The sequence below is a fragment of the Cupriavidus sp. NPDC089707 genome, from assembly GCF_044748965.1.
Taxonomy (GTDB): Bacteria; Pseudomonadota; Gammaproteobacteria; order Burkholderiales; family Burkholderiaceae; genus Cupriavidus.
In genome coordinates, this window is sequence record NZ_JBIVHB010000001.1 from 304,719 (window position 1) to 323,144 (window position 18,426).

At 67.5% G+C, this 18,426-nt stretch carries 11 protein-coding genes; 3 read left to right on the top strand and 8 right to left on the bottom strand.

Going from position 1 to position 18,426, the window contains the following annotated elements; genetic code table 11:
• Positions 1-128: 128 nt before the first annotated feature.
• Positions 129-1,382 carry a flavin-dependent oxidoreductase gene (locus ACIP1U_RS01465; RefSeq protein WP_400310808.1) on the bottom strand — a complete coding sequence of 418 codons (1,254 nt, stop codon included), beginning with the start codon at positions 1,380-1,382 and terminating at the stop codon, positions 129-131.
• A gap of 136 nt (positions 1,383-1,518) precedes the next feature.
• Positions 1,519-1,971, bottom strand: coding sequence for a PACE efflux transporter (locus ACIP1U_RS01470; protein ID WP_400310811.1), 453 nt, complete (start codon positions 1,969-1,971; stop codon positions 1,519-1,521).
• A 113-nt stretch (positions 1,972-2,084) separates the two neighbouring features.
• On the opposite strand from ACIP1U_RS01470, the gene ACIP1U_RS01475 reads away from it, so the two are divergent.
• Positions 2,085-2,987 carry a LysR family transcriptional regulator gene (locus ACIP1U_RS01475; RefSeq protein WP_029048134.1) on the top strand — a complete coding sequence of 301 codons (903 nt, stop codon included), beginning with the start codon at positions 2,085-2,087 and terminating at the stop codon, positions 2,985-2,987.
• Here the strand turns inward: ACIP1U_RS01475 and ACIP1U_RS01480 are convergent.
• Genes ACIP1U_RS01480 through ACIP1U_RS01495 form a run of 4 tightly spaced genes read right to left on the bottom strand, consistent with a single transcriptional unit; the run spans position 2,984 to position 12,515 of the window.
• Positions 2,984-4,492: an efflux transporter outer membrane subunit gene (locus ACIP1U_RS01480; RefSeq protein WP_400310813.1), complete on the bottom strand. Its 1,509-nt coding sequence runs from the start codon at positions 4,490-4,492 to the stop codon at positions 2,984-2,986. The two genes, ACIP1U_RS01475 and ACIP1U_RS01480, sit on opposite strands and share 4 nt — an antisense overlap.
• 59 nt (positions 4,493-4,551) lie before the next feature.
• Complete coding sequence (locus tag ACIP1U_RS01485; protein ID WP_400310816.1) at positions 4,552-7,854, bottom strand: efflux RND transporter permease subunit; 3,303 nt, start codon at positions 7,852-7,854, stop codon at positions 4,552-4,554.
• A 2-nt stretch (positions 7,855-7,856) separates the two neighbouring features.
• Positions 7,857-10,979, bottom strand: a complete 3,123-nt coding sequence (locus ACIP1U_RS01490; RefSeq protein ID WP_400310819.1) for an MdtB/MuxB family multidrug efflux RND transporter permease subunit — start codon at positions 10,977-10,979, stop codon at positions 7,857-7,859.
• Between the two features lie 9 nt (positions 10,980-10,988).
• Positions 10,989-12,515 carry an MdtA/MuxA family multidrug efflux RND transporter periplasmic adaptor subunit gene (locus ACIP1U_RS01495; protein WP_400310822.1) on the bottom strand — a complete coding sequence of 509 codons (1,527 nt, stop codon included), beginning with the start codon at positions 12,513-12,515 and terminating at the stop codon, positions 10,989-10,991.
• Between the two features lie 334 nt (positions 12,516-12,849).
• Between ACIP1U_RS01495 and ACIP1U_RS01500 the strand changes: the two genes are divergently transcribed.
• Together ACIP1U_RS01500 and ACIP1U_RS01505 are read left to right on the top strand one after the other, a co-directional pair.
• A complete protein-coding gene (locus tag ACIP1U_RS01500; RefSeq protein ID WP_400310825.1) occupies positions 12,850-13,593 on the top strand; it encodes a response regulator in 744 nt (247 codons plus the stop codon).
• A gap of 66 nt (positions 13,594-13,659) precedes the next feature.
• A complete protein-coding gene (locus tag ACIP1U_RS01505; protein ID WP_400311727.1) occupies positions 13,660-14,928 on the top strand; it encodes an ATP-binding protein in 1,269 nt (422 codons plus the stop codon).
• An 893-nt stretch (positions 14,929-15,821) separates the two neighbouring features.
• On the opposite strand, the gene ACIP1U_RS01510 is transcribed toward ACIP1U_RS01505, so the two are convergent.
• Positions 15,822-16,778 (bottom strand): tripartite tricarboxylate transporter substrate-binding protein, encoded by a 957-nt coding sequence (locus tag ACIP1U_RS01510; protein ID WP_400311730.1) that lies wholly within the window; start codon positions 16,776-16,778, stop codon positions 15,822-15,824.
• Between the two features lie 86 nt (positions 16,779-16,864).
• Positions 16,865-18,292, bottom strand: a complete 1,428-nt coding sequence (locus tag ACIP1U_RS01515) for an amidase (protein ID WP_400310828.1) — start codon at positions 18,290-18,292, stop codon at positions 16,865-16,867.
• Between the last annotated feature and the right edge of the window lie 134 nt (positions 18,293-18,426).

Here is an 18,426-nt window from a genome sequence, read left to right on the forward strand (position 1 = left end):
CTTGCTTGATGTGGTGCCTAGCTAGCCCACCCCTCACCCCAACCCTCTCCCCATGAGGGGAGAGGGAGAACACCTTGCTTAGGCTAGTTCGGGCGGCTTGGGTGCATCCAAAACCGTTGGCCTCCGATCTACTTCGTTCCCTGCATCGACTGCCGGTCGAACCCCGCCAGCTGCTTGTACCGCAGCGAAATCGCCTCCAGCTCGGCGCGCGGAATCACCTGCCCGATATCGCTGAACCCCTGCGGCGCGCGCTCCTCCGCCAGCTGCATCACCTGCTCCGGCCCGTTCATGCGGTTGCGCAGCACGATACCAGCAGTGCGCGGCAGGCGTTCCGCCTCGTATTCGCGCAGTGCGTAAGAGGTATCCTGCGTACCCAGCAGACTGTCGAGCAGGTAGCGCGCATCCAGGATCGCCTGTGCGCTGCCGTTCGAGCCGATCGGGTACATCGGGTGCGCGGCATCTCCCAGCAACGTGACGCAATCGAAGGTCCAGCGCGGCAGCGGATCCTTATCGACCATCGGGAATTCGTAGATCGCCTCGGCACCGTCGATCAGCGCGGGAATGTCGATCCAGTCCCACCGCCAGTCAGCAAACTGCGCCCGGAACACTGACTTGTCGACCTGCTTGTTCCAGTCGCTGCGCGGCGGGGTGTCCGGCACGCTGTCGGGCACGCGCAGCTCGGCGATCCAGTTGACCAGCGAGCGGCCCTGCCGGCGCAGTGGTTCGGAGATGGGATAGGCGACGAACTTCTGGTCCTGGTGACCGGCCATGAACATCGAGCGCCCGTCGAGGTAGGGCGGCGCTTCGGTAACCGCGCGCCACAGCATGCGGCGCGAGAAGCGCGGCGCGTCGCCGGTGGGGTAGAAGTGGCGGCGCACGGTGGAGTGGATGCCGTCGGCGCCGACCAGCACATCGGCGCTGGCTTGCACCTCGGCACCATCGCCGCGGCGGCGCAGACCGAACCGAACCGGCCCGCGCGCCCCGGTATCGAGCATGGTCTCGAACGCATGCCCGGTGTGGACTGCATCGGCACCCAGTCGCTCGACTACGGTGCGATGCAGCAACATCTGGAACTCGCCGCGATGGATCGAGAACTGCGGCCAGTCGTAACCCGCCGCCAGCCCGCGCGGCTCATGCCAGATTCGCTGGCCCAGCTTGTTGTAGTACGAGAGCGACGAGGTCTCGACCGCGATCTCGGCCAGCGCATCGCGCAGACCGAGATCGGACAGGATGCGTACCGCGTGTGGCAGCAGGTTGATGCCCACGCCCAGCGGGCGCAAGGATTCGCTGGCTTCCCAGACTTCGGCGTCGATGCCGTGGCGGTGGCACAGCAGCGCCAGCGTCAGCCCGCCGATGCCGCCGCCGGCGATTGCGATCTTCATGTTGTCTCCCCGCTTGCGGCGCGCAGGCACGCGCCCGGTCGTCGAATTTTGTTATGGAGTATAACAATTCGCGTCCGCGCGGCAAGGCGGGGAAACACCCCGGAGTGGCCTGTCCGGGGTCAGGAAAAACCCGGCCTCAGCCGGCCGCCGCGCCGTCGGGCCTGGCGGCGTGCTTCAGCGACGGCACCGGGAAAATGATGTCATACAGCCAGTTGTACACCAGCGCGTAGACCATGTAGAAGACGGCCACGGCGATATCCATGATCAGGGCATCGATCAGGCTGATATTCAGGTACCACGCCAGCGCCGGCAGGAACACCACCAGCAGGCCCAGCTCGAACAGGATCGCGTGCAGCACCCGCACCTTGACCGATTTGCGGACCTGCCCGGTCATGCGCAGCATGGCCTTGTCGAACAGCAGGTTGTACAAGTAGTTCCAGCCGGTCGCGATCAGCGACGCGACCGCGCCGATCAGGCCCATCTCGTGCAGCTTGTAGCCAAAGGCCCAGCTGGCCAGCGGCGCGAAGATCAGCAGGCCGACAACCTCGAAGCCAACGGCGTGGCGGATCCGGTCCCGGGTAGTGCGCATGGTTTTCTCCTGCGAGGCAAGAATTTCAGACCGGGCCAAGTCTATCTGCTTTGCAGGGATTGCCAAGTTGGATACTATCGCCAGAACCGATAGATCTCGCAGAAGGGCGTCGTATGAGTCTCTCACTAGACCAACTCCAGGCTTTCGTCGCTGCTGCGGAAGCCGGCTCTTTTTCCGCCGCCGCGCGCCGGCTCGGCAAGGCCCAGTCCGTGGTCAGCGCCGCCGTGTCGAACCTGGAGATCGACGTCGGCAACGCACTGTTCGACCGCACCGGCCGCTATCCCGTGCTGACGCCGGCCGGCGAGCGGCTGCTGGCGGAGGCGCGCGTGATCCTGGAGCGCTGCGAGCACTTCCGCGGCGTGGCCAAGAGCCTGGGCGAGGGCGTGGAGACGCGGCTGGTGCTCGCCGTCGATGAACTCTATCCCGAAGAAACGCTGGGCCAGTTGCTCGAAGCGTTCTCCGGCCGCTTCCCGGCGGTCGAACTGGAAGTGCTGTTCCCTTTGATGGAAGACGTCAGCCGGCTGGTGCTGGAGGGCGGCGCCGACCTCGGCATCATGTGGCGGCAGGAAGTGCTGCCGCCCGAACTGGGCTTCCATGCGCTGGGCTGGATGCCGATGCAGATCCTGTGCGCGCCCGACCATCCGCTGGCGTCGCAGCGCGTGGACTGGGAAGAACTGAAGCGCTACCGGCAGCTGATGGTTGCCACGCGTACCGACAGCGAAGAGAAGATGCGCCTGCGCGTGGCGGCGGACGTGTGGTGGGTGGAAAGCCAGTGGGTCATCGTGGAGCTGGTCAAGCGCGGGCTCGGCTGGGCGTTCGTGCCGTGGCACGTGGTGGCCAACTCGCCGGCCGCAGCGCAACTGGTGTCGCCGCCGCTGGCGTTCCAGCAGCAGGACTGGCCGGTGGCGATGGAACTGGTGTGGCACAAGCAGCGGCCGCTGGGCAAGGCCGCCACCTGGCTGCGCGAGCGCATCTGCGCGCAGCCATTGCCGAACGCGCCGCAGCGCGGCGCCTAGCGCTGGCCGACTGTGGTGGCGGGTGCGGCGGGTGTAGCGGGCGTAGCGGGTGTGGCGCCGGCGGGCCTGCCGCCGGTCGCGCCATCCAATGGCTGCGGATGCCAGTTGCCGCCCAACGCCTTGATCAGTACCACCGCCGCCGTGTACTGGCGCCCGGCGATAGACAGCGCGGTGCGCTCGGCGGTGTAGGCCGCGGTCTGCGCCGTCAGCACGTCGAGCAGGCCCGCGGTGCCGGCGCGGTAGCGGTTGTTGACCAGTACCAGCGCCTCGCGCGCGGAGCGCAGCGCGTCGTTCTGCACCACCGCTTCCTGCTCCAGCAGGCGCTGCGCGGCAAGGTTGTCCTCCACTTCCTGGAACGCCGACAGCACGGTCTGGCGATAGTTGGCCACGGTCTGGTCATAGGCGGCCACGGCCTGCGCCTTGGCCGCGCTGCGTAGCCCGCCGTCGAACAGCGTGCCGGCCAGCCCGCCGCCGATCGACCAGATGCGGTCCGGCAGCGACATCCAGCGCGCCAGCGTGCTGGCGGTCAGCCCGCCGCTGGCCGACAGCGACAGCGTCGGGTAGTAAGCGGCCTGCGCCACGCCGATCTGCGCGTTGGCGGACGCCATGCGGCGCTCGGCCGCGCCGATGTCGGGGCGGCGCTCCAGCAGTTCCGACGGCACCGCGCCCGGCACGAGCGGCGGGGCCTTGCGGAAATCGTCCGCGGCCAGCGATAGCGCCGCGGGCGGCTTGCCGACCAGCACGGCAATGGCGTGCTCCAGCTGCGCGCGCGTGATCTGGATGTCGATCTGTTGTGCCTGCGCGCTCTTGAGCTGGGTCTCCGACTGCAGCACGTCGGAGCGTTGCGCGGTGCCGGCGGCGTACTGGTTCTGCACCAGCTGCAGCGACTTCTGGTAGTCGGCCACGGTGCGGTCGAGCAGCGCCTTCTGCGCATCGGCCACGCGCAGCAGGAAATAGCTCTGCGCCAGCGTCGCCTGCGTCGACAGCAGCGTCGAGGCCAGGTCGGCCTGGCTCGCCTGCGCGCTGGCTTCGCTGCTTTCCACCTGGCGGCGCACGCGGCCCCACACGTCGATCTCCCAGGTCGCGCCCAGCGTCAGGCTCTGACCGTTGAGCGTGTTGCCGCTGGCGCCGCGCGCGCGCGACGCACCCGCCTGCGCATCGACGGTCGGGAAGAAGCCGGCACGCGCGGCCTGCAGCGCGGCCACGGCCTGGCGATACTGCGCTTCCGCCGCCTTGATGTTCTGGTTGGAAATCTGCACTTCCGACATCAGCGCATCGAGCTGCGGATCGCCGAAGACCGTCCACCAGTCGGCACGCGCGATGGCATCCTGCGGCTCGGCGGTCTTCCAGTCGCCGCGCCAGGCATTGGCATCGGTAGTGGTGTCGGTCGCTTCCTTGAACGCTTCCGGCACCGGCGCATCGGGCCGGTTGTAGTCGGGGCCGACCGCGCAGCCGGCCAGCAGCAGCGCGCACGCCAGCGGCAGCGGCAGGGCATGGGTCAGCATTCGGCTAAACACAGGGCTAAACACAGGGTGAAACACAGTCATGTGGAATCTCTGCAAATTCAGACAGCGGCCGGTTGGTCAGGCGTGCCGCGATCGCCGCGGCGGCGCTCGCGCCAGGCCTTGACCTTCAGGCGCCAGCGGTCCAGCGTCAGGTAGACCACCGGCGTGGTGTACAGCGTCAGCAACTGGCTTACCACCAGGCCGCCGACAATGGAGATGCCCAGCGGCGCGCGCAGCTCGGCACCGTCGCCGCGGCCGATCGCCAGCGGCACCGCGCCCAGCAGCGCGGCCATGGTCGTCATCAGGATCGGGCGGAAGCGCAACAGGCAGGCGCGGTAGATGGCTTCGCGCGGAGACAGCCCTTCGCGGCGCTCGGCGTCGATGGCGAAGTCGATCATCATGATCGCGTTCTTCTTCACGATGCCGATCAGCAGGATCACGCCGATCAGCGCGATGATGCTGAAGTCCGTCTTCGACGCCATCAGCGCCAGCAGCGCGCCCACGCCGGCCGAAGGCAGCGTCGACAGGATGGTGAGCGGGTGCACGTAGCTTTCATACAGCACGCCCAGCACGATGTAGATCGTGATCAGCGCGGCCAGGATCAGGATCGGCTGGCTCTTGAGCGAATCCTGGAACGCCTTGGCGCCGCCCTGGAAGTTGGCGCGCAGCGTTTCCGGCACGCCGATGCGCGCCATCTCGCGGTGGATCGCATCGGTCGCCTGCGACAGCGAAGTCCCTTCCGCCAGGTTGAACGAGATCGTCGATGCCGCGAACTGGCCCTGGTGGTTCACGCCCAGCGGCGTGCTGGTCGGGGTCACGCGCGCGAATGCGGACAGCGGCACGCGGTTGCCGTTGCCGGTAACAACGTAGATGTCCTTGAGCGCGTTCGGGCCCTGCAGGTATTCCGGGCTCAGCTCCATCACCACGCGGTACTGGTTGAGCGGATGGTAGATGGTCGACACCAGCCGCTGGCCGAAGGCGTTGTTCAGCACCGCATCCACCTGCTGCGCGGTCACGCCCAGGCGCGACGCCGCGTCGCGGTCGATGATCACGGAGGTCTGCAGTCCCTTGTCGTTGGTGTCGGTGTCGATGTCCTCCAGCCCCTTCAGGTTGGACAGCGCCGCGCGCACCTTGGGCTCCCACGCGCGCAGCACCTCCAGGTCGTCGGACTGCAGCGTGAACTGGTACTGCGAGCTGCTTTGCCGCCCGCCGATGCGGATGTCCTGCACCGGTTGCAGGAACAGGCTCGCGCCAGGTTCCTTGGCCAGCTTGCCGCGCAGTCGCGCGATGATCGCATCGGCAGACTCCTTGCGCTCCGACAGGGGCTTGAGCGTGACGAACATCTGTCCCGTGTTGCGCTGCGAGCCGCCGGTAAAGCCGGTCACGTTGTCCACCGCCGGGTCCGACTGCACGATCCTGATAAAGCTGTCGAGCTTGCCGCGCATGGCCTGGAACGAGGTCGCCTGGTCGGCGCGGATAAAGCCGATCAGCCGGCCCGTGTCCTGCTGCGGGAAGAAGCCCTTGGGCACGATCACATACAGCCAGACATTGAGCGCGATGGTGGCGATCAGCACGAGCCACACCAGCGGGCTGAAGCGCAGCGCCGTCGACAGCGAGCGCGCGTAGCCGTCATGCATCCACTGGAACATGCGCTCGGTGGCACGGAAGTAGCGGCCTTGGTTCTGCGGCTCGGCCGGACGCAGCAGGCGTGCGCACATCATCGGCGTGGTGGTCAGCGACACCACCAGCGACACCAGGATCGCCACCGACAGCGTGATCGCGAATTCCTGGAACAGGCGCCCCACGATGCCGCCCATCATCAGCAGCGGAATGAACACCGCGATCAGCGACAGGCTCATCGACAGTACCGTGAAGCCAACCTCGCGCGCGCCGCGCAGCGCGGCCGCCAGCGGCTTCATGCCTTCCTCCAGATGGCGCGAGATATTCTCCAGCACCACGATGGCATCGTCGACGACGAAGCCGGTGGCGATCGTCAGCGCCATCAGCGACAGGTTGTTCAGCGAGAACCCCGCCAGGTACATCACCGTGAAGGTGCCGATCAGCGAGACCGGCACCGCCACGCTGGGGATCAGCGTCGCGCGCACGTTGCGCAGGAAGATGAACACCACCATGATCACCAGCGCCACCGAGATCATCAGCGTGTGCTCGACCTCGCGCAGCGAAGCGCGGATGGTGGGCGTGCGGTCCATCATCACGTCCATCGAGATCGCTGCCGGGATCATCTTCTGCAGGTTCGGCAGCATCTCGCGCACACGGTCGACGGTCTCGATGATGTTGGCGCCGGGCGAGCGGTTCAGCACCAGCAGCACCGACGGCTTGCCGTTGGCCGAGCCCGCGTTGCGGATGTCCTGCACCGAATCGACCACGTTGGCCACGTCGCGCAGCCGCACCGGCACCGCGAACGAGTTGGGGCCGCTGGTGGCGCTGGTGCCCCCGGTGGCGCCGCTGGTGATGGTGGTGGTGCCGCTGCTGGTGGTCAGCGTGGTCACGGTGACGCCGTTGACCACCTTGGTGCTGACGCCGCCGCTGGCGGTCGCATTGGCCGTGCTGGCGATCAGCGCGCCCGCCGACGCCGACGAGTACGTGCCCGGCGTGGCGTAGCGAATGATCAGCGGCATGTAGTCTTCCGCCTTCATCATCTGGTCGTTGGCGTAGACCTGCCAGTTGTTGCTGGTGTTCTCCAGCGTGCCGAGCGGCCGGTTGGCGTTGGTCGCGCTGATGGTGTTGCGCACATCCTCCAGCGAGATGCCGTAGTTGTTCAGCGCGGTCGGGTTCAGCTCGACCCGCACCGCCGGCAAGGAGGCGCCGCCGATGGTGACCTGTCCCACGCCTTCCACCTGCGACAGCTTCTGCGCGAGGATGGTCGATGCCGCATCGTAGAGCTGCCCGCGCGTCATTGTCGGCGAGGTCAGCGCGATGATCATGATCGGCGCGTCGGCGGGGTTGACCTTGCGGTAGGTCGGGTTGTTGGGCAGGCTGGTCGGCAGCGTCGCGCGCGAGGCGTTGATCGCCGCCTGCACGTCGCGCGCCGCGCCATCGATATTGCGCGACAGGTCGAACTGCAGCGTCACGCGGGTCGAGCCGAGCGAGCTGCTGGAGGTGATTTCCGTCACGCCGGCAATGGTGCCCAGCGCGCGCTCCAGCGGCGTCGCCACGGTGGCGGCCATCGTTTCCGGGCTGGCGCCGGGCAGCGACGCAGACACCGAGATGGTGGGGAAGTCCACCTGCGGCAGCGGCGACACCGGCAGCAGCCGAAGCGCGGCCAGCCCCGCCAGCAGGATGCCGAGCGTCAGCAGCGCGGTCGCGACCGGGCGATGGATAAAGGCAGCCGAAAGATTCATGGTCAGACCGGCTCCTCGCCCGTACCGCCTTCCTCCGGATCACCGAAGCGGCGCTTGCGCCAGCCCTTCACGCGCGTCGCCACGCGGTCGAACGCCAGGTAGATCACCGGCGTGGTGAACAGCGTCAGCACCTGGCTGAGCAGCAGGCCGCCTACCATGGTCACGCCCAGCGGCTGGCGCAGCTCGCTGCCGATGCCGGAGCCCAGCATCAGCGGCAGCGCCGCCAGCAGTGCCGCCATCGTCGTCATCAGGATCGGGCGGAAACGCAGCAGGCAGGCCTGGAAGATCGCGTCGCGCGGCGTCATGCCGCCTTCGCGCTCGGCCTCGAGCGCGAAGTCGATCATCATGATCGCGTTCTTCTTGACGATGCCGATCAGCAGGATGATGCCGATGATGGCGATGATGCCCAGGTCCATCCCCGCCACCAGCAGCGCCAGCAGTGCGCCCACGCCGGCCGACGGCAGCGTCGACAGGATCGTGACCGGGTGGATGGTGCTCTCATACAGCACGCCCAGCACGATATACATCGTCACCACCGCGGCCAGGATCAGCCACAGCGTGTTCGACAGCGACGCGCGGAACGCCAGCGCCGCGCCCTGGAAGCTGGTCTGCATCGAGATCGGCAGGCCCAGCTCCTGTTCCACGCTGGTGATCTTGTCGACCGCGGCGCCAAGCGATTCGCCATGCGCCAGGTTGAACGAGATCGTCGCCGCCGGGAACTGGCCCTGGTGGTTGATCACCAGCGGCCCGGTGCGCTCGGTGATGCGCGCGAACGCGCCCAGCGGCACCTGTCCGCCGGAAGAGGAGGGCAGGCGCAGTTCGGCCAGCGATTGCGGGCTCTTGCGGAATTCCGGCATGGTCTCCAGCACCACGCGGTACTGGCTCGACTGCGTGAAGATGGTCGATACCAGCCGCTGGCCGAAGGCGCTGTACAGTGCGCTGTCGATCACCGCGGTGGTGATGCCGAAGCGCGCCGCGGCGTCGCGGTCGATATCGACATAGGCGCGCAGGCCGTTGTTCTGCTGGTCGCTGGTGACGTCGCGCAGCTCAGGCTCCTGGCGCAGGCGCTCCACCAGCTTCGGCACCCAGGTGGCGAGCGTCTCGGGATCGGGATCTTCAACCGTGAACTGGTATTGCGTGCGCGAGACCTTGTCCTCGATGGTCAGGTCCTGCACCGGCTGCGTGAACAGCGACACACCGCCGAGGCTTTGCACCGACTGCTGCAGGCGCTGCGTGACCACTTCGATCGGGTCGCGCTCGCCCTTGGGCTTGAGGTTGATCAGCATGCGTCCGGCGTTGAGCGTGGTGTTGCTGCCATCCACGCCGATGAACGACGACAGGCTCTGCACCGCCGGGTCTTGCAGCACCACCTTGGCCACCGCCTCCTGCTTGCGCGCCATGGCGCTGAACGAGGTGGTCTGCGCGGCCTCGGTGATGCCCTGGATCACGCCAGTGTCCTGCACCGGGAAGAAGCCCTTGGGCACCAGCAGGTACAGCAGCACAGTCAGCACCAGCGTGGCCACGGCCACGATCAGCGTCGCCTTCTGGCGCTCCAGCACCCACTCCAGCGCGCGGCCGTAGCGGTCGATCACATTGTCGAGGAAGCGGCCGGTGGCGCGGTGGAAGCGCGACTGGTTCTCTTCCGGCACATGGTGCAGCAGGCGCGCGCACATCATCGGCGTGAGCGTCAGCGACACCACCGCCGAGATCAGGATCGACACCGCCAGCGTGATCGCGAACTCGCGGAACAGCCGCCCCACCACATCGCCCATGAACAGCAGCGGGATCAGCACCGCCACCAGCGAGAAGGTCAGCGAGATGATGGTGAAGCCAATCTGTTTGGAACCCTTTAGCGCCGCCTGCCTCGGCGAATCGCCCTTCTCGATGTAGCGCATGATGTTCTCGATCATCACGATCGCATCGTCGACCACGAAGCCGGTGGCAATGGTCAGCGCCATCAGCGTCAGGTTGTTGATCGAGAAGCCGGACAGGTACATCACGCCGAAGGTGCCCACCAGCGACAGCGGCACCGCCACGCCCGGGATGATGGTGGCGGGGATATTGCGCAGGAACAGGAAGATCACCAGCACCACCAGCGCGATCGCCAGCAGCAGCTCGAACTGCACATCCTCGACCGAGGCACGGATGGTGGTGGTGCGGTCGGTCAGCAACTGCACGTGGACCGATGCCGGCAGCGCGTTCTGCAGCTGCGGCAGCAGGGCCTTGATGCGGTCGACCACCTCGATCACGTTCGCACCGGGCTGGCGCTGGATGTTGAGCACGATCGCGGGCTTGTCGTTGGCCCACGCGGCCAGGCGGCTGTTCTCGGGGCCGTCGACGATCTCGGCCACGTCGGTGATGCGGATCGGCGCGCCGTTCTTGTAGCCCAGGATGATCTGGCGGTATTCGTCGGCGGAGCGCAGCTGGTCGTTGGCGTCGATGGTCGAGGCGCGCTGCGGGCCGTCGAAGCTGCCCTTGGCGCCGTTGACGTTGGCCGAGCCGATCGCGGTGCGCAGGTCGTCGATCGACATGCCGAGCGATGCCAGCGCGGCCGGGTTGGCCTGGATGCGCACCGCGGGGCGCTGCCCGCCGCTGATGGTGACCAGGCCCACGCCCTGGATCTGCGAGATCTTCTGCGCCACGCGCGTGTCGACCATGTCCTGCAGCTTGGGCAGCGGCATGGTGTCGGACGTCATGGCGATGGTCATGATCGGCGCATCCGCCGGGTTGACCTTGCTGTAGACCGGCGGCATCGGCAGGTCGGACGGCAGCAGGTTGCTGCCGGCGTTGATGGCGGCCTGCACTTCCTGTTCGGCCACGTCCAGCGGTAGCGTCAGCTCGAACTGCAGCGTGATCACCGAGGCGCCGCCCGACGAGGACGACGACATCTGCTTCAGGCCGGGCATCTGGCCGAACTGCCGCTCCAGCGGCGCGGTCACCGACGAAGTCATCACGTCGGGGCTGGCGCCGGGGTAGAGCGTGGTGACCTGGATCGTCGGGTAGTCGACCTCCGGCAGCGCCGACAGCGGCAGCAGCCGGTAGGCCACCAGCCCGGAGAGCAGGATGGCCAGCATCAGCAGCGCCGTCGCGACCGGGCGCTCGATGAAGAGGCGTGAGGGGTTCATGCGCGGTCCTTACTGCTGCTGCGGCGGCTGGCGGCGCGGGCCTTCCGCAGCCGGGGCACCTGGAGCGCTGGCGCCGCCGTCGCGCTGGCGCCGATGTTCGCCCGCCACGCCGGATGCGCTCGCCGCTGCCGCGCCGCTGGCATCGCCGTGCGGCGCGCTGGCACCGCCCCAGCCCGCGCCGTCGCGGCTGCGCCGGGCGCGTCCGCGCGGCTGGCTGGCCGGCACCGTCGCCGCGGCGCGCGCGGCCGGGTCGACCGCTTCAACCGTCATGCCTTCCTTGAGCCGGTCGGCGCCATCCACCACCACGCGCTGGCCGGGCTCCAGGCCCTTGAGTACCGCATTGAGGCTGCCATCGCCAGGCCCGAGGGTGATCACCTGCACCTTGACCTTGCTGGCGTCGTCGACGGTGTAGACAAAGGTGCCCTGCTGGCCGCGCTGGATCGCCGCCACCGGGATCACGGTGGCGTCCCTGAGCGTGTCCACGCGCGTGCGCACGTTGACGAACTGGTTCGGGAACAGCATGCCGTCTTCATTGGGGAAGACCGCCTTGAGCTTGACCGTGCCGGTGGTGGTGTCGATCTGGTTGTCCGTGGTCAGCAGCGTGCCTTCGCCCAGCTGGTTGCGCACCTGGCGGTCCCAGGCCTGCACCGGCAGCTTTTCGCCGGCGTTGAGCTTCTTCAGCACCGACGGCAGGTTGTCCTCGGGGATGGTGTACATCACGGCGATCGGCTGGATCTGCGTGATCAGCGCGATGCCGTTGGTGTCGCTGGTGTTGACGATATTGCCCGGATCGACCTGGCGCAGGCCGATGCGGCCGGACACCGGCGCCACGATCCTGGTATAGCCCAGTTGCAGGCGCGCGTTGGCGACATTGCCCTGATCGGTCTTGACCACGCCCTCGTACTGGCGCACCAGCGCATCCTGGGTGTCGACCTGCTGCTTGGAGATCGAATCCTGTCCCAGCAGGGTGCGGTAGCGCTGCTGGTCCAGCCTTGCGTTCTGCAACAGCGCCTGGTCACGCGCCAGTTGGCCCACGGCCTGGTCGAGCGCGGCCTGGAACGGGCGCGGGTCGATCTCGGCCAGCACGTCGCCGGCCTTGACCATCTGGCCTTCCTTGAACAGCACCTTCAGCAGCGGGCCGGAAACCTGCGCGCGCACGGTCACGTTCGAAACCGGGGTCACGTTGCCCAGCCCGTTCAGGACCACGTCCATGTCGCGCTGGGCGACCGTGGCGACCACTACCGGCGAGCGCGGCATGCCGGCGCGTCCGCCCGGGCCGCCGGGACCGGCGGGACCTCCAGGGCCTCCTGCAGCGGGTCCGCTGGCGCCGCCCGGGCCGCCTGCGGTGCCTTTGGGGGCGTCGCCGCGGTGCGCATACCAGTACCAGCCGCCGCCGGCCAGCAGCAGCACCAGCAGCCCGGCATACAGCCGGCGCCGGCTCCTGCGCGGTGGCGTGCCGCCGGGCGGCAGGGGCGGGCGGGAAGACGGGGGCGGGGACGGGGAAGGGTTAGGTTGGCCTTGTTCGGGGTTGGACATGTCCGCAATCCTGGGAACGGCGCGCCCGGCGCGCCGCGGTGTTCTGCTGGCAAGTGACGATGCAGCAGTATGCCGCAACGCAATGGGCGCCGGCCGGCCGCGGGGGCAGCGCGCCCAAGGGCCGCCGGCGTGCCGGCAAGTGCCGTGCGGCGCGCATGGAGCGGCGCCGACGGCAAGTCATGCGGCAAGGATAATGTGCGGGCGCGGACGCCCGTATTTCGGCGCCCGGCGCTTTTATTACAGAGGATTACCAGCGCCCCAGGTGTAACCTCCGGAAACAAAACCGCCCGGCCGATCCGGCATGTGCGCCGCCCGGGCTGATTATCATGTGCCTATGCGAACGAACCAGCCTACCCAGATCCTCGTCGTCGACGACGATCCCGAACTTCGCGACCTGCTGCGCGAGTACCTGACCCAGCAGGGCTTTGCCGTCTCGGTGCTGCACGACGGCGATGGCCTGCAGGCGCGCCTGGAGCGCGAACGGCCGGCGCTGATCGTGCTCGACCTGATGATGCCCAAGGTCGACGGCCTCACCGCGCTGCGCAACCTGCGCGCCAAGAACGACGACATCCCGGTGATCCTGCTCACAGCCCGCAGCGACGAGATCGACCGCATCGTCGGCCTGGAGATCGGTGCTGACGACTACCTCGGCAAGCCCTTCTCGCCGCGCGAGCTGCTGGCGCGCATCAACGCCGTGCTGCGCCGCAAGCTGGCCCGCCCGGCCGCGGCGCCAGAGGACCGCGAATCGGTCGCGTTCGGCCCGTTCCGCGTCAATTTCCGCCAGCGCACGCTGATTCGCGCCGGCCAGCCGCAGTCGATCAGCGATACCGAATTCGCGCTGCTCAAGCTGCTGCTGATGCATCCGCTTGAAGTGCTGTCGCGCGAGCGCATCGTCGAACTGATGTACGGCAGCGCCAGCGGCATCAGCGACCGCGGCATCGACGTGCAGATCTGGCGCCTGCGCCGCCTGCTGGACGAAGACGCGCAGCGCCCGCGCTATATCCAGACCGTGCGCGGCCGCGGCTACACCTTCGTGCCCGATGAAGCGGAAGAGATTCCCGCCGAGCTTTCCGATTAAAGCGCGCGGCGGCTGGCCGCCTTATCGCCGGACTTGCCGCCGCGTGCCACCCGAGCCTGCTTCCTGATGAAGTTGCGACGTATCGACACCCTGTTCGGCCGCATTGCCCTGTTGATCGCGGCCGTGCTCGTCATCAGCCACTTCTCGTGGCTGGCCATCCTGCGCATGGACCGGCGCCAGCAGCAGGTCGACTATTCCGTGGAGCAGATGCTGTTCCAGCTCGACAGCATCGAGCGCGCCCTCGATGCGCGCCCGCCGGCGAAGCTGCCCAGCCTGGTGGAGACCGCCGATACCGCGAGCGCCGACGAGCACGCCACCGCGCCCAAGGGCGGCCGCTCGCGCCGCCTGGTCGAACAGTTCATCTCCCGGCTGCCGCAGGGCACCGAGATCCGGCTCGAGGACGAGACCACGCCGCGCATCTGGATCAAGCTGCCGAGCCGCGACGACTGGATCGCCATGCCGATTCTCTGGGTCCACAACCCGCCGCCGGATAACCGCCTGGTGCCGGGCGTGATGCTGGTGGTGGGCGTGGCGATCGTGTTTGCGCTGTTGATCGCGTGGCAACTGCAGCGGCCGGTGCGGGACATGGCCAATGCGGCCGAACTGCTGTCGCGCCAGCGCGAGGTGCCGCCTTTGCGCGAGCGCGGGCCGCATGAATTGCGGCAGTTGATCGAGCGCTTCAACCGCATGGTGGCGGATCTTGCACGCATCGACCAGGAGCGGAATACGATGCTGGCGGGCATCGCGCATGACCTGAAGACGCCGCTGGCGAGGCTGAGGCTGCGAGCGGAGATGATGTCTGATCCCAAGGCTGCGGCGGGGGTTACCCGCGACGTCGATTCGATGCAGGCGATTGTCGAGCAGTTCTTGAGTTTCGCACAGACCAGTGAATCGAAGGCGCGGCCGGTGCCGGTGGACCGGCGGGTCAACGAACTGGCGGCTTCGCTGGCTGAGCAGGAGCGGCAGGTGGTGTTGTCGCTGGGGGCGGGGGATGGGTTCCGGATGATTGCTACGCAGCTGGACCGGATTATCGGCAACCTCGTTGACAATGCTTATGCCTATGGCAAGCCGCCGGTGTGCATCGCTACGACGCGTACAGCCAATGGTTATTTGCTGGTGGTCGAAGACCAGGGGGCCGGGATTCCTGAAGAGGACAAGGAGCGCGTCACGCTGCCGTTCGTGCGGCTGGACCCCGCTCGGGGCGGTAATGCGCATTCCGGGTTGGGATTGGCGATTGTGGATCGGCTGGTGCGGCAGGCTGGGGGGAAGCTCAATCTGGTCAATGCTGACGGGGGTGGGTTTAGGGTGGAGATGGTGTTTGGGGTTGTGGCTTGATATGGGTGGGATTGGGGCTGCGGCTGGGGACCTGGTGGATATTTGATATGCCCGGTTCCGCCCTGAAGGGCGGGTAACTTTTTGTCCGAGCGACAAAGAGTCACCAAAAAGCGCATTTACGGCCCTGCGGGCGATCACTCTTATCGTAGAGTGCAGGGGCTTTCGTACGGGGCTGGGCTTCGTTGCAGGGTAGGACTGCCTGACGCCTTGGTGCGCTACCGTGGTTTGGGATTGATGCAGTTTTTGAACGAGCCCAGAGCTGTTGGGTGGCCCCTGCTGCGGGCGTCGTGGTAGAACGCCTACGGCTGCGCTACGCGCGGGTCCTAGTCGGTTTTTTCCGGGCTGGCGATATGGCTATCGTTAATGAGGATCCGCGCCCGGCCCGAGCGAACTGGTTGATTCACTTCGTGGAGGCTCTGGCCCTCTCCCCCGGCCCCTCTCCCGCAAGCGGGAGAGGGGAGCAAACCAGCGTGCAGGCCCAGGCGCCGTGGCTCATCAGCGATAGCGTCTAGCGAGCGCAGAGACGCGTTCTGTGCCAGGAGCCCTGACCTGAGATGCTGCCGGCGCGCAGCGCAGCCGCAGGCGTTCCTACGTTGCCGCTGGCAGTAGGGGCCACTCACAGCTCTGGGCTCGTTCAAACATCGCTTCAACGCCGAGCCACAGTAGCGCACCACGGCGTCAGGCAGTCCTACCCTGCAACGAAGCCCAGCCCCGCACGAAAGCCCCAGCACACTACGATAAGAGTGGCCGCCCGCCCAGGGCAGTAAAACGCGCTTTTTGGTGACTTTTTGTCGCTCGGACAAAAAGTTACCCGCCCTTCAGGGCGGAACCGGGCATATCAAATAGCCACCAGATGCCTAGCCGCAGCGAGATAGAGAGACAGAGAGATCCCCTCATTCCTCCGCCACAAACCCCGTAGCCTCAACAATCGGCTTCCAGGCAGCCCTCTCCACCTGAATCCTGCGCTTCGCCTCCTGCCCCGGCCGTGCCACAACCTCCAACCCCAGCGCCTCCAGCTTGCCCGCCGTAGCAGCATTCCCCGATGCCGCAATAAACATCTTCTCAACCTTGGCAACCACGTCAGGCTGCGTGCCTGCCGGCACGAACACCCCATACCAGCTTGTCGCATACTCATACTGGCTGAAGCCTTGCTCCTTCATGGTAGGTACTTCAGGCAACGCCTTGGCCCGCCGTGTTCCACTGACGCCGAGGAACTGCAGCTTGCCTCCCTTGTAGAGCGGCATCATGCTGGCTACAGCATCCCACCCGATCGACACATTGCCGCTGACCACGTCGACCAGCATCGGCGCCGCGCCGCGATAGGCGGCTGGCGTGATGGCGATGCCTGCCGCCTTGCCGAGCGCCACCGTGCCCAGGTGCCCGGCGCTGCCGATGGTTGCCAGGCCCAGGCTCGCGCCCGAAGGGTTACGCTTCGCCCACTCCAGGTATTCCTTCATGTTCCGGTAGGGCTGTTGCACCCCGGCGGCTACTACGGTCGGCACGTCGGTCAGCACGGCCGCCGGCACCAGGTCCTTGTCGGCGTCGTAGCCGAGCTTCTTGTACGTCAGCGGAAAGATCGTGAACAGCGGCGATGGCCCGATGAACACCGTCTTGCCATCCGGCCTGGATCGCTTCACATAGTCCAGCGCCAGCCGTGCTGACGCACCCGGCCGGTTCTCGACCACCACGGTGCCGTGGCCGTCCTGGCGCAGTTGCTCGGCGTACAGGCGCGCCAGGCTGTCGGCCGCGCCGCCGGGCGCGTATCCGACGATGATATGCATCGGTTCGGCATCGGCCGCACGGGCAGGACCCGCGACGGCAATGGCGGCTGCGGCAGCCGCGGTGGTCATTGCGGCCAGCAGGCCGCATGCGAAACGGGAGTCAGCAGTCATGGCGTTCGGGATGCGTTGAGTTTGGCGGCGCGGGACAGGGGTGTTCATGGCAGCGTGGGCCAGCGGCCGCGGAAGTCGTGCGTGGACTCGAACAGCGCTGCGGCCTGCAGCAGGTCAGCGTCGTGCCGGAACTTGCCGACCAGCTGCAGGCCGATGGGCAGGCCGTCATTGCCAAAGCCACAGGGCAGGCTGATCGCAGGATGGCCGGTCATGTTGAACGGCATGGTCCACGGAAACCAGCACGCGCGCACATTGTCGTAATGCTGGCCGTCGATCTCGATCTGGCCGAACAGGTCCTGGTCGAGCGGCAGGGCCGTGCGCGTGAGCGTGGGCATCGCCAGCAGTTCGGCATCCGCCAGCAGGTCTTGCACGCGCAGGAACAGCTTCGAACGCTCGAACATGGCCTGCTGGTATTCCATGCCGGTCACGTGCGCGGCGGATTCCACCTGCCGCACAAAGGTCGCGCTGAGGGCCTCGCGATGCTGGGCCACGATCGGCGCGAAGCGGGTGCGCCAGACCGTATGGTTGATGGCGCGCCAGATTGGCTCGACTTCAAAGCCGTCGCCGGAAAACGGCTCCAGCACGGCGCCCAGTTCGCGCAGCCGCTCCAGGCTGGCCTCGAACGCCGCGGTGACATCGGTGGCCACCGCGCGGCCCGGCGGCGCCAGGCAATAGCGGATGCGCACGCCGCGCAGGTCGCCGTGCGGCTGCGCGGCTGCCACATAATCGGGGGCCGGCACGCCCAGCGACCAGGGGTCGCAAGGATGCTCGCCGCCCATTGCCTGCATCATCAGCGCAGTATCCATCACCGTGCGCGTGGTCGGCGTGACATAGGTCTGGTTGCCAAACAGGTCCTGCGCCTGGCTGTGCGGGATCACGCCCTGGCTCTGCTTGATGCCGACCACGCCGTTGCAGGCTGCCGGGATGCGAGTCGAGCCGCCGCCATCGGTCGCCACCGCCAGCGGCGCGATACCGCTCGCCACAGCCACCGCGGCGCCGCCGCTCGAGCCGCCGCTGGTGCGCTGCGCATGCCAGGCATTGCGCGTGCGGCCAAACAGCGGCGAATCGGTCAGGCACTTGGAGCCGAACTCCGGCGTGGTGGTCTTGCCGATCAGGATCGCGCCATGAGCGCGCAGGCGTGCCACCGAGACAGCGTCTTCGCCCGGCACATTGCTGCGCATCGGAACGGCGCCAAAGGTCGTGCGCACGCCGCGCGTGTTGACGATGTCCTTGACGGTGAAAGGGATGCCATGCAGCGGAGCGAGGGGGCGGCCCGCCATCACGTCCTGCTCGGCGGCGCGGGCGGCGGCCATGGCCTCGTCGGCACATAGCGTGATGAAGCAGTTCAGCTCGGGCTGCAACCGTGCGGCGCGGGCCAGCACGGCGTCCATCAGTTCGACCGGAGAGATGTCCTTGCGGCGGATGCGGGCCTGCAGTTCAGCGGCGGAAAGAAAGCAAAGCGCTTCGCTCATCGGCGTGCGTCTCCTGGCACGGGCCGGTACCTGGCCGGCCGCGATGGGACGGCGGGGACAGGCCCGCCGCCATGGATCAGCGGGAAAGACCCGCCGTGGCAGCGCCCGGCCGCGGAAAGCGCGCGCCGGACGCC